General features: G+C 51.2%; 10 protein-coding genes. All 10 read left to right on the top strand.

Annotated features, from left to right (window positions below):
• Nucleotides 1-133 precede the first annotated feature (133 nt).
• Nucleotides 134-1,852, top strand: a complete 1,719-nt coding sequence (locus AC0VZ8_RS20070; RefSeq protein WP_475484193.1) for a GAF domain-containing sensor histidine kinase — start codon at nt 134-136, stop codon at nt 1,850-1,852.
• The gene (locus AC0VZ8_RS20065; protein ID WP_475484192.1) at nt 1,830-2,495 is read left to right on the top strand and encodes a response regulator; all 666 of its coding nucleotides are present in this window, start codon (nt 1,830-1,832) and stop codon (nt 2,493-2,495) included. Before AC0VZ8_RS20070 ends, AC0VZ8_RS20065 begins: the two co-directional genes overlap by 23 nt.
• A gap of 179 nt (nt 2,496-2,674) precedes the next feature.
• Complete coding sequence (locus tag AC0VZ8_RS20060) at nt 2,675-3,235, top strand: NADPH-dependent FMN reductase (RefSeq protein ID WP_475484191.1); 561 nt, start codon at nt 2,675-2,677, stop codon at nt 3,233-3,235.
• Nucleotides 3,232-4,944: a VOC family protein gene (locus AC0VZ8_RS20055; RefSeq protein WP_475484190.1), complete on the top strand. Its 1,713-nt coding sequence runs from the start codon at nt 3,232-3,234 to the stop codon at nt 4,942-4,944. The genes AC0VZ8_RS20060 and AC0VZ8_RS20055 overlap by 4 nt, the downstream gene beginning before the upstream one ends.
• A gap of 103 nt (nt 4,945-5,047) precedes the next feature.
• Nucleotides 5,048-5,590 (top strand): NADPH-dependent FMN reductase, encoded by a 543-nt coding sequence (locus AC0VZ8_RS20050; protein WP_475484189.1) that lies wholly within the window; start codon nt 5,048-5,050, stop codon nt 5,588-5,590.
• Between the two features lie 119 nt (nt 5,591-5,709).
• Entirely contained in the window at nt 5,710-7,329 is a 1,620-nt protein-coding gene (locus AC0VZ8_RS20045; RefSeq protein WP_475484188.1) for a response regulator, read from the top strand.
• Nucleotides 7,326-9,122: a cache domain-containing sensor histidine kinase gene (locus AC0VZ8_RS20040; protein WP_475484187.1), complete on the top strand. Its 1,797-nt coding sequence runs from the start codon at nt 7,326-7,328 to the stop codon at nt 9,120-9,122. Before AC0VZ8_RS20045 ends, AC0VZ8_RS20040 begins: the two co-directional genes overlap by 4 nt.
• A complete protein-coding gene (locus AC0VZ8_RS20035) occupies nt 9,119-10,099 on the top strand; it encodes a substrate-binding domain-containing protein (RefSeq protein ID WP_071220344.1) in 981 nt (326 codons plus the stop codon). Before AC0VZ8_RS20040 ends, AC0VZ8_RS20035 begins: the two co-directional genes overlap by 4 nt.
• A 134-nt stretch (nt 10,100-10,233) precedes the next feature.
• Nucleotides 10,234-11,733 carry a sugar ABC transporter ATP-binding protein gene (locus AC0VZ8_RS20030; RefSeq protein WP_071220345.1) on the top strand — a complete coding sequence of 500 codons (1,500 nt, stop codon included), beginning with the start codon at nt 10,234-10,236 and terminating at the stop codon, nt 11,731-11,733.
• Nucleotides 11,734-11,767: 34 nt separating this feature from the next.
• Nucleotides 11,768-12,736: an ABC transporter permease gene (locus AC0VZ8_RS20025; RefSeq protein WP_475484186.1), complete on the top strand. Its 969-nt coding sequence runs from the start codon at nt 11,768-11,770 to the stop codon at nt 12,734-12,736.
• The last annotated feature ends 79 nt before the right edge of the window (nt 12,737-12,815 follow it).

Below are 12,815 nucleotides of genomic sequence, written 5' to 3'. Positions count from 1 at the left end.
TTGTTTTTTACCAAAATTCATGGGGTGAATGATTTGAGAAAAGCCCGAAGGGCTCCATAGGGATTTTGATGGTGTGTGACAGGATTATATAATATAGTTACTTCAGAATGCAAAAAAGAAGGAGCTTTCATGTATGTCCAATCACGATCCGCATATTCAGGAGTTAATTACGCTGAAGACGATCGCAGAAACATTGAACGAGTCCAATGAGCTTGGCCCCATGCTGGACGTTGTTATTGCCAAGCTGTTGGAACTAACCGGACTTACGACCGGTTGGCTGTTCCTGGTGGAAGATCGGGGAACGCATGAATTCGTAGCCAGCCGGAATTTGCCGCCTGCCCTGAGCCGGAACGATAACGAACCTATGAGATGCGGCAGCTGCTGGTGCCTGGAGCGTTACGATGACGGACGTCTGAAAAATGCCGTGAACATATTGAATTGCAAACGTCTGGATAACGCCGTTCGGTATCAGTGGGGGGATACGGAAGGCATAACCCACCATGCAACCGTTCCGCTGCGATCCGGCAGCCGCAGGTTCGGCGTACTGAATGTGGCTGCACCCGGGAAGCTGCATTTCACTAAAGAGGAACTGGCGCTGCTGGAATCGGTTGCCTACCAAATCGGCAGCGCCATTGAGCGCATGCGGCTATATGCAGCGGAGCAGCGCCGAGCGGATTTGTTTGCCCGGCTTGGGGAATATAGCAGCGCACTCGGTGCTTATGCTTCCCAAGCGGTTAACCGGGCTGAATTAACGAAGCAAGTCATGAGTTTAATGGGCCGCTACTTTGACTGGCCGGTTGCCGCATTGCTGGAGCCTGTCGGCAGCGAAATGACGCTGCGTGCCCTCTACAGCAGAGGGCAGACGACGCTGCCCCATGCCGAATTTTCGCTTGCTGAAGCCGCACGAATCCGTGCTGGCAAGGGAGAGGTCAATCCGAACCTGGTGAGTGCACAAGACGCACAGCGGCTTGCAGATCTTTTGGTTGAACAGGGATGGATATCCTCCATCTCCCGAGCGGTTGCGGTTCGGCTGGCGGCTGCCGGGGACACCTCATTTGGACTGCTTTTGGTAGGGTTCGATCATTACGGCGATTCGTACTGGGCGGATATCGAGGTGGTCGAGGCACTGGCTGAACATATCGGCATGACCCTTCAACGCATCCGTCTGGAGGAAAACCGGCGGGAGCTCGCAAGAATGGATGAACGAAATCGTCTCGCCCGAGACCTCCACGACTCGGTAAGCCAAACCTTGTTCTCGCTGGTCATGATGTCCAAGGGGGTGGGGGGAATGCTAGCCGCGGAGCCACATGAGGAGACAGGCATGCTGCAGGACACCATCCATGATATACAGGTGTTATCGCAAAGCGCGCTTAAGGAAATGCGGGAGCTGATCATGCAGCTTCGCCCACCCGGACTTGAAGAAGGGCTTATGACAGGCCTGAAACAATACGGCGAACGATTGAAGCTTCATGTAAGTTCACATATCAACGGGATACGGGACCTGCCCCGGACCGTGGAAGAGACATTGTGGAGGATCGGTCAAGAGGCGCTGAACAATGTAAGCAAGCATGCGGATACGAGGGAAGTAAGGGTAGTATTAACCCTGCGGGAAAATGAAGTTGAACTCCGGATCGAAGATCATGGCTGCGGGATTTCCAAGCAACGATTGAACGAGCTGACAAGACATTCGATTGGGTTGTCCAGCATGCGGGAACGGGCTGAATCGCTCGGAGGACAATTCCGTCTATACAGTGTGTACAGAGAGGGAACCATTATTGAGGTTTCGCTGCCCTTAAGGTTGAGATCAATAGAGAATGGGGGGATCACCGATGATCCGATTGTTGATCGCTGACGATCATGCCATGGTACGACGGGGATTGCAGGTTTTTCTTGCTACGCAGCCGGATATCGAGATGGTTGGCGAAGCCGCGAATGGCGAGGAAACGTTAGAGAAGGCCAATCAGCTGAATCCCGATGTCGTGTTAATGGACCTGAATATGCCGATTCTCAATGGAATCGATACGACCGCACGGTTAAAAAAAGAACAGCCTCATATTAAAGTCATCGTGCTGACCTCGTTTATCGATTATGACCATGTGCTGCCAGCCATTCGGGCGGGCGCACGCGGCTATCTCCTTAAGGATATTGAGCCTGAGGATCTGGTGGCTGCGATCAGACGCGTGTATAAAGGCCAAGTTGAACTGCATCCGGATGCGGCAGGCCTGCTCATGACGCATGTTACATCACCGGCGGGGACGGATGAAACCGGCGGGTCCGGCCATCAGGAAGAGACTGCGCAGGTGGATAAACTTACCCGCCGGGAGCAGGAAGTACTGCAGCTGATTGCATCGGGCATGAACAACAGGGAAATCAGCGAAGCGCTTTACATTACCGAGAAGACAGTTAAAACCCATGTCAGCCATCTGCTCGATAAACTGGGGGTTGCCGACCGGACTCAGGCGGCCATTTATGCGCTCAAGCATGGAATCGTATAAGGATGGCTGTATCCGTCGTACATAACGATCATATCTAAGACTATAGTTGTAGAAGCTCTCAGCCGAAGGCATGAGAGCTTTTGCTTGTAAAATCACTCTAAATGTTGACGATTTCCATGGCATGCCTCCTCTACAATGTACTTAACAAAACCTTTGATACCCATAAGGGAGGAAGCACTATGAAAATCGTGATTATAGCTGGCAGCAATCGCAAGGAAGCCACAAGTACCGTTCTGGCCAAAGCCCTGGAAGCGCAAATGAATACGTTGTTCGTGGAAGTGAAGCTGTTTAATCTATATGAAACACCGCTTCCGTTCTATTCACCAGACGAGATATTCAACCGCCATGATGGCGTGCGCGAGCTGCAGCGTCTGTTGATGGAGGCGGATGGCATTATTTTGACGACACCAGAGTACCACGGAGGGATGAGCGGAGTCTTGAAGAACGCATTGGATCATTTGGGACAGATGCATTTCTCAGGTAAACCGGTTCTTTCGGTAAGCTCTGCGGGAGGGGCGGTCGGCGTGAGTTCACTGCAGCAAATGCAGGCTACCATCCGTAATTTGCACGGGATCAATAGTCCGGAATGGATATCCATTGGCGGTTCTCAGCGGACCATATACGAATCCGAAGCGGCAGAAGGAACGATAGTACTGGATTATCGGGCTAAAGAGGCGCTGTCCATCTTTATGGAACTGGTCAAGAAGATCAGCGGTAAAGAGGAGGTTGAGATCTCATGATTACTCATTTTGCCGGTCTGAAATTAAAGACGGTATCCATTCAGGGTGTGAAACAATTCTACCACGGGTTACTTCATTTCCCGGTAGCAAGCGAAAGCGAGGTTGAGATCGTATTTCAGCCTACACCGGATTTCACGCTCGCTTTTGAAGAAGCGTATGAACCTATAGCTCCTGCTCATATCGCGTTTGAAGTGCCTTATTCCCAGTTTGAATCCATGCTCCAGAAGCTTGCAGAGCAGGTACCTTTGTTGAAATGGCCTGACGGTGAAGCGGTTGAGCGTTTTGATACCGGCGTGAACGTATACTTCAAGGATGGCGATGGAAACTTGCTTGAGTTTATCGCACATGAAGATCTGAAGGAAGGGGTGCTTGCGCCGAACGGCACCTATGGCATCCTGTACTTGCGGGAGGTGGGTCTGCCTGTGGAGGATCCGGTAGCCGCAAGATTATGGATGAAGAGAACGCTCGGGTTAACGATCGCCAAGGAGTCGGAGCAATTCGCTTTTGCCATTGGAGGAACGGCTCATGCCGTTGTTGTATCAACAAAGCGCAAATGGATTCCGATCGCCATGAATGCGCTGGCACCATCCTTGGAGATCACTTACGGAGTAACGGACGAACGGTTTCTGGACCGGGTTCGCTCCATTCTGGATCAGCGGATGATGGTTTCGGATAACGAGGATGGTTTGCATTTTAGGATGTATGGTTACAGCATCCGAATGAAAATAACAAGCTTGCCCAAAGACATTGCAGCCAGGCTGAATCTGCCGAGTGCAATCGAAGGGAAGGAGGTGAATTCGGTCATTAGTGACCGGTATTTGGAGGATGGTCTTACGGCCTTGAGCCGCGGCGGCGAGGTTGGGTGGTTTGAAGGACATGTTGGCGGGGCGTATTTGGCGGCTTATTACATGCAGAAGGAGTTTGATTTGCCGCAAGATGTACTGCAGGGCCTGGCCGCCAATTGCCTGCATTTGCGTAATCAGCATGAAGATTGGTTTGAACCCTATCCTCCCGAGCCTGCGCAGCCTGAATTAATGAATCAACTCATTGAAGGACTGCTGCCTAACCTGACGAATCTGAGTACCTCCGGACACGGGGTAACCCTGGCCGTCTTGGGACTGAAAGCATTACGGGACCGTCCGGACTTATTGACGCCGTCTATCGTGCGAGGCATCCTCAAGCTGATGGAAGATGCAGCAGTAGAACACAAGCTTGCAAGGTATTATGGCATTGAAGATTATACGCAGCTGGATCTCGCGGAAATCTCACTTTCGGAAATACCTCCTTACCGGAATGCATCCGATTTGGCACGCCGTGCACTTTCCGAGCTGGAACTTGTGCTGCCGGATCAGCATGTTGATGGCAAATATTATTTTTTTGCCGGTGAGCTTGAGCATGGCATTACCCACGCACACGCACTCATTGAGCTGGAGCGACTCGGATACGCTCAGCTTGCCAAGCTTGGGCAAAGCAATCACCGGCTGCAAATGAAACTCAACCGTTTAAAGCCACAAGCCCTTTCGAATGAGGGAGTTGAAGCTGCCGAAGGTGCGTCGATTACGGATTCTGCCTATTGGAGCAAACGGTATGAAGATCCGCATGCCATCAAAGTACCTTATGCCGCACTGGCTCTGCTCCAGTACGTACCATCTGAACAAAGGGAAGACATGGAGCGCGATGTGTGTAAACTGCTCTCGTTGATGAAGTAGGACAAACGAGATTTTGACATTGGTAAAATATGGTGTTAGGCTGTGTATAGTTGTGAAAAAATGGAATGAAATGTGCGCAGAAAGCATAGAACTGGAGGGTATTATGAACGTTGCAATCGTTGTAGGAAGCATTAGAAAAGAGTCGTACAATATGAAACTGGCGGAATATTTAAAGCAGCGCTACTCGGATCAGATCACGTTTGAAATTTGGGGGCTGCGCGATCTTCCGTTTTACGATCAAGACATTGAGCTGGACCCTCCTGCGGCCGTCAAGGATTTCAAGGAGCGGATTGCTGCCGCTGATGCGGTGTTGTGGATCACGCCGGAGTATAATTACTCTATACCGGGCGTGCTCAAGAACGCGCTTGATTGGTTATCGCGCGTTGATAAGGTTATGAACGGGAAGCCTTCGTGGATCATGGGAGCGTCGATGGGACAGCTTGGAACGGTGCGCGCTCAAGAGCATCTCCGGGATATTCTGTTTTCTGTCGGCATTACTTCGCCGCTGCTCCCTAACAATGAGGTATATATCGGGGCGGTACATGAGAAGATGGATGAGTCCGGCAAGCTGATTCATGAGCCGACAATCGGTTTTCTCGATATCGTGGTGAACAATTTCATTACGTGGATGAACACCCGTAAATAAATATAAACTCATGGAGCCCTTTGGCAGTTGCCTGCCAAAGGGCTTTTCCTGTATATTGACCTCGTAACACGATATAACCTAAGCAAATGGGAATTGCTTTTGAACGGGGGAGGCTTTGATTGTATACGATTCTTATTGTGGACGACGAACCGATTGTAAGAGAAGGGATCCGAAACCGGATTCAGTGGGCAGATCATGGCTTTGAATGCATCGGGGATTGCGAGAACGGCAGGGATGCATTGGATGCTGTAACCCGCCATCAACCCGATGTGGTGTTAACGGATATCAACATGCCGTACATGGATGGCCTGGAGTTGTCACGCCATATTACGGATCGTTTTCCCAAGACAAAGATCATCATCCTTACCGGGTTTGACGATTTCGAATATGCCCAGCAGGCGGTGAAGCTCCAAGTCACGGATTTTATTTTGAAACCGGTTACGTCAGTGGAGTTAAGGGAGATGCTTGGTAAACTCAAGCTGGAAATGGATGAGGAGCGCGGACATACGGAGCACTTGAAAAGGCTCAAACATCAGTTGAATGAGAGTTTGGTCCTGCTTAAGGAACGATTTCTTGAACGACTGGCGTCGTCGCCGATGAAGCGATCCGAGATCGAGAGCAAGCTTGCATATTTTGATATTCGGCTTCCGGGGCCTCTTTATATCGCGATGGCAGCGGATATGGATGAGCTTCGTACGGATGAGCAGCATGTCGATAATGAGCTGTATGCATTTGCTTTATACAATATCATGCAGGAGATTTTGGCGGGTGAGCCCGGTACAGCTATTTTTAGGTACAAGGAGAACAAAGTTATGACCATCCTGTCGGGCTCCGGCGAGGAGGAGCTGCACGCTCGGGCGCAGGAGCTGGCGGAGGACATTCGCGCATCTACAAAGCAGTTCATGAAATTCACGGTTACGCTCGGCATCGGAACGATTTGCCGCGAGCTTCAGGATATCCGATACTCCTGCAGGGCTTCGGAAGCTGCACTGGAATACCGTCTCCTGATCGGCCGCGATCAGGTGGTTCATATCACGGATCTTGAAAAGCGGGGGGACGCTCCTCTCCAGGATGGGATCGAAACCGAGTCAGCGCTAATCTCCGCAATTCGGGCCGGTACGGACTTAGAGGTTAAGGCGTGCATCCGGCGGCTGATCAGCGAACTTGGAAGCGCTTCAATTTCAATCGAGCTCTGTTACGTGCGGGTCCTTCGGGTCATGCTTGCCGTGCTTCAAACTGTGATGGAAATCGGCAGCAATGGGAACGAGCTGATCGGCAAGGAGAAGAGGCTGCTGTCCGATCTGTATTCTTTTCGGTCCTTGGAAGAGATCGAGCGCTGGTTTAACGAGGTGTGCGAGCAGGCGTTAAGGGACGTTGCCAAGGCGAGAAAGGATATTACCCGCACCCAGATGCTGGAGGCGGTCGATTTCATCCAGCGGCATTATGAGGATGCCGAGTTATCGATCAAGACCGTATGCGGCCGGATCTTCATGAGCACGAGTTATTTCAGTGCTTTATTCAAGTCGCATACCGGGAAGACCTTCGTTGAATACGTAACGGATGTCCGCATGGAGAAAGCAAAGGAACTTCTGAAGCATTCTTTGTTGAAAACTTATGAAATAGCGGCGAAAACCGGTTATCAGGATCCTCAATATTTTAGCGTGCTGTTTAAGAAACATACCGGAGATACCCCGACGGAGTACCGGAATAAAATGACGTCAGGCGGGGTAAGGCCATGATGGCTCCGCAGCGTATCAAAAGCATTCAGTCCCGCATTGCCAGCTCATTCGTGATGCTTGTATTGTTTACGGCGCTGCTGTTGATCTTCATCTCCTACCGGCTGTCCGAATCGGCTGTTCGCGAAACGGCGGAGAGTTACACCTCCGAGCTGATCAATCAAGTGAATGCGAATATCCAAACTTACATCACCGGGATGAAAGACATCTCACTGGCGACGATGAACAACCCGAATGTGAGGGAATACCTCGCCTCGGCAGATGAACTGCAGCCTGCGGAACTTGCTATATTGAAAGCGAAGATATCGGAATATTTCCACTCGATTCGGGTTTCGCGCAAAGATATTGCGTCGATTAATATTTTTGGAGCCGGCGGCTCCTTTATCTCCGATCGGGCGGAAGCCGAACTGAATCCTTATATTGTGTTATCGGAGCAGCCCTGGTATCGGCAGGCGAAGGAAAACAAGGGACAGACGGTGATTTCCTCGTCGCATGTACAGCCGGTTATCAAAGGAGAGTACCGCTGGGTTGTATCACTAAGCCGCGAGCTCAGCGGCGTGAATTCTTCCAACGGGCTCGGCATTCTGTTGATCGATCTCAACTTCAAGGTGATTAACGATATGCTCAGCAAGCTCGATCTGGGGAACCGGGGTTACGTGTTCGTGATTGATCGTCATGGCCGGATTGTGTATCACCCGCAGCAGCAGCTGCTCTACAGCAATTTGAAGACGGAGAGATTAGAGCAGGTGCTTCAGGACAAGCAAGGAGGTTTTGTCGTGAAGGAGGGCGGAGCAAGCCGGATTTACAGCATCAAGGACACGGATTTCGGCTGGAAAATCGTCGGCGTTTTTTACGAGAATGAGCTGGTGGACAATAAGAAGCAGATGCAGCTTTCTTTTGCTATAGCGGGGTTGTTATGCCTTGGCGTCGGCGTGCTGTTCTCCGTCGTTATCTCCCGCAACCTGACGCGTCCCATCAAGAAGCTCCAGGATAAGATGATGGAAGTGGAGAAGGGGAATTTCGATATCCGGGTTCCTGTAGGGCATTCCAGGGAAATCTCCGGCCTGGCCCGCAGCTTCAATGTGATGGTGCTCAAGGTCAAGGAATTGATGGACCAGATCGTGATAGAACAGGAAATTAAGAGAAAAAGCGAATTGAATGCCCTGCAAGCCCAAATCAATCCCCATTTCCTCTACAATACGCTGGATTCCATTATATGGATGGCTGAGAGCAAGAAGCATGATGAGGTGATTCTGATGACATCGGCTCTAGCAAGGCTGTTTCGAGCTTCGCTCAGCAAAGGGAGGGAAATGATCCCGATTGCTACCGAGGTGGAACATATAACGAATTATTTAAAAATACAACAAATGCGATACCAGGATAAAATCCGGTTTACTCTGGATATGGACCGCGAACTTTATCCTTATCTGACGTTGAAGGTGCTGCTGCAGCCTCTGGTGGAGAATGCCATTTATCATGGCATCAAGAACAAGGAAGGGCCGGGCACGATCACGATTACGGGGAGACTTCAGGATGATCGGATTCGGTTTCAAGTGATGGATGACGGCATCGGCATGGATCGGTCCAAGGTTGAGACATTATTAATCTCTACAGGGAGCCAACATTCGAGAAACAGCGTTGGGATAGCGAATGTCCACCAGCGGATTCAGTTATATTTTGGAGCGGAATATGGTCTTAGCTATACGAGCGTGCCCGGAGCGGGGACAATCGTCACGGTGCTTATTCCGGCCGTTCATCCGGATGAATGGAGGAGCATGAAGGGGGAGGTGCCATGAAGTCGTACATGAGACCGCGATATGTTTTACTGCTGCTGATTCCGGTATTCATTCTGGGTTATGCCGTTTATCAGTGGTCCAAGGATGACCCCGGTCCCAAGAAGATTATCGTCGGCGTTAAAGCACTGGACGAAAATGAATTTTGGCGGGTGTTGATTGAAGGGGTGCACACGGCTTCCCGTGAATTCGGCGTGGACGTCTCGGTGGTAGGACCGACTCAGGAAATCGAAGTAGACTTGCAGATTCAATTGCTGGAGGAAGCCATCAAGCAGAAGCCGGATGCGATTGTTTTGGCCGCCGGCGATTATAACCGCTTGGTTCCCGTTGCAGAGTCGATTCGTAAGGCTGGCATCCCGCTCATTATGATTGATTCCGCCGTGAATGGTGAATATGCGCAGAGCTTGATCGCTACCGACAATGTGAATGCGGGACAGAAGGCCGGCAGGGAGCTTTCGTCACGGCTGCCGGAACAGGCCAAGGTTGCGATCATCAGTTTCGTGCAGGGCACCTCGACGCAGATCGAAAGGGAACAAGGGGTTCGAAGCATTCTGGAGCAGCGCAGCGGCACAGAAATCGTGGGCACTTACTACAGCGAGGGCAAGGAGGAGCGTGCCTATGACATCACGAAGAAACTGCTGTTGGAAAGGCCTGACCTGAATGGAATCGTGGGGCTGAATGAGCCTTCTACAGTCGGGGCAGGAAGAGCGATCCGAGAACTGGGGCTGGCGGGCAAGGTTAAGCTGGTCGGATTCGACAGCTCGGTGAAGGAAGTCAAGCTGCTCGAAGAGGGGGTTCTTCAATCCACCATTGTTCAGAAGCCCTTCAACATCGGCTATTTGGGCATCAAAACAGCCATATCCATCATCGAAGGAGACAAGGTGTTACGCAACGTGTACACCGATTCCGTTGTCATCAACAAAGACAATATGTATACCGAGGAGAACCAGAAGCTGCTCTTTCCCTTTGTGGAAGAGTAGCTTCTTCCTTTATGGGGGGGCCTGTTAACAGATCATAGATTATTCAACACGGATCAGAGAATATTCCATTCCTCCATCGGAGACCGATTTGTACAATGATTCATAAAAGGTGCCAGCTAGAGAGGTGAGGGTCTTTGAGCGAAGTATTGATACAAATGGAAGGAATCACGAAGGAATTTCCGGGCGTGCTTGCATTAAATCATTGCCGATTCGAGCTGCTGCGCGGTGAAGTCCATGCGCTAATGGGTGAGAACGGCGCCGGCAAGTCAACGATGATGAAAATATTGACCGGCGTATACCAGAAGGACGAAGGTACGATCAGGTACAAAGGGCAGCCCGTAGAGTTAACGAATCCGAAAGCGGCTCAAGACGCCGGGATCAGCATGATCCATCAGGAACTGAACTTGGCGCCTGATCTGACGGTTGCTCAGAACATATTCATCGGGCGAGAGCCGCGCAGAAAGCTCAGGTTGTTTCTGGACAATCAGGCGCTAAATCGGCAGGTGAAGGAACTGTTCGAGCGGATGGGGCTGGACATGGATCCATCCATCAAGGTTTCGGAACTAACGGTTGCCAAGCAGCAGATGGTGGAGATTGCCAAGGCATTGTCTTATAACGCCGACGTGCTGGTCATGGATGAGCCTACTGCAGCTTTAAGCGAAACCGAGATTGAGGATTTGTTCCGCATCATTCGTCAGCTTCGAGAAGGTGGAGTTGGAATCGTTTACATTTCCCATCGGATGGATGAGATCAAGCGAATTACGGATCGCATTACGGTGATGCGTGACGGACAGTATATCGATACGGTTTCAACGGATGAAGTCACCACACAGGACATTATTTCCAAAATGGTTGGCCGTCAGATCTACGAGACCTCGAAACCGGAGAAGAGCGCAGGTGAACGTGAGACGATATTGGAGGTTAAAGGACTGAATCAAGGCCGAATTTTGAAGGACATTAACTTCACTCTGAAAAAGGGAGAAATCCTTGGCATTGCAGGCCTGGTTGGTGCGGGGCGGACCGAGCTTGCCCGAGCGATCTTCGGTGCCGACCGCATTCAATCCGGCGAGATCCATGTTCATGGCCGCAAGATAACGATCAAGGGCCCCCATGATGCGGTGCGCCAAGGGATCGGTTATTTATCCGAGGATCGCAAGCGCTATGGATGTGTCGTCGATCTGGATGTGAAGAGCAATGTGGCTATCGCCTCATACCGTAACTTCCTGGGCCCAGCCGGCTGGATGAATACGACCAGGATTCGCAAGCAGGCGGAGGATATGGTCGAACGATTGAAGGTCAAAACACCGCATGTGGACCAAGAGGTCAAATTCCTCTCCGGCGGTAATCAGCAGAAAGTCGTTATCGGCAAATGGCTGACCCGAGATTGCGACATTCTGATCTTCGATGAACCGACGCGTGGGATCGATGTAGGGGCCAAGAGCGAAATCTATCGCTTGCTGAACGATCTTACGGCACAGGGTAAATCGATCATCATGATCTCCTCAGAGCTGCCTGAAATTTTACGGATGAGTCATCGGGTTCTCGTGATGTGTGAAGGCCGGATTACGGGCGAGCTGGATCAAGCAGAGGCGACCCAAGAAAGCATTATGCATCTGGCTACAGCAAGGATGTAAGCCGTTATCCATACACGTTAGGAGGAGTAAGCAGATGAACATTCAAATCAAATCGGGCGCACTTCAGCAAGTGCTGGCCTTAGCCAGCTTGGTTGTTCTCATACTATTCTTTACATTCTCATCCAGCAATTTCTTTCAATTCTCCAATATCGTGGGCATTCTTCTCTCGACCGCGGTGATCGGCGTTCTTGCCTTAGGATCTACCTTTGTCATCATTACCGGCGGCATTGATCTGTCTGTCGGAACGGTCATGACACTAAGCGGCGTTATGACCGGCGTCTGCATCACCTTCTGGGGATTGCCGGTTCCGGTCGGCATCCTTGGGGGGATCTTGACGGGCGCGCTGTCCGGGCTGCTATCCGGTACGGCGGTGGCGAAAATGAAGATCCCGCCTTTTATCGCAACGCTGGCGATGATGATGATCGCTAAAGGACTGGCACTGATTATCTCCGGAGCCAAGCCGGTCTATTTCAACGACGCCGAAATCTTTGCCGAGGTGTCCCAAGGCAGCGTGCTGGGCTGGCTGATACCGGGCCTCGATATTCCGAATGCGGTCGTTATTTTCTTCATCGCGGCGGTTGTGGGCTACCTCATCTTATCGAAGACCATCATCGGCCGGTATAACTTTGCGCTAGGCAGCAACGAAGAGGCGACCCGATTGTCGGGTGTCAATGTGGGCTTCTGGAAAATCGTCATTTACACTCTAACCGGCGCCTTTACCGGTTTGGCGGGTGTCATGATGGCATCGAGGCTGAACTCGGCAAACCCGGCGCTGGGGGCCGGTTATGAGCTGGAAGCCATCGCGGCGGTCGTGATCGGGGGTACTTCGCTCAGCGGCGGGAAGGGTACCATCATCGGCACAGTCATCGGCGCATTGATCATGAGCGTGCTGACGAATGGATTACGTATTCTGTCCGTGCCGCAGGAGTGGCAAACCGTTGTCGTAGGATTCGTCATTATACTTGCGGTGTATGCGGATATTTTGCGCAGACGCAAAGCGTAAGTCCTCTGTTAGGACTGCGATCCGCGCTCGGTTAGCCGTGTGCTAGCTTGATCTGGATAGAAGCTTCCTTGGATGGAAG

Source organism: Paenibacillus sp. QJM3NY_38 (assembly GCF_056173265.1).
The sequence above is the reverse complement of the archived record's forward strand: the minus strand, read 5'-3'. Positions and strand labels throughout refer to the sequence as shown.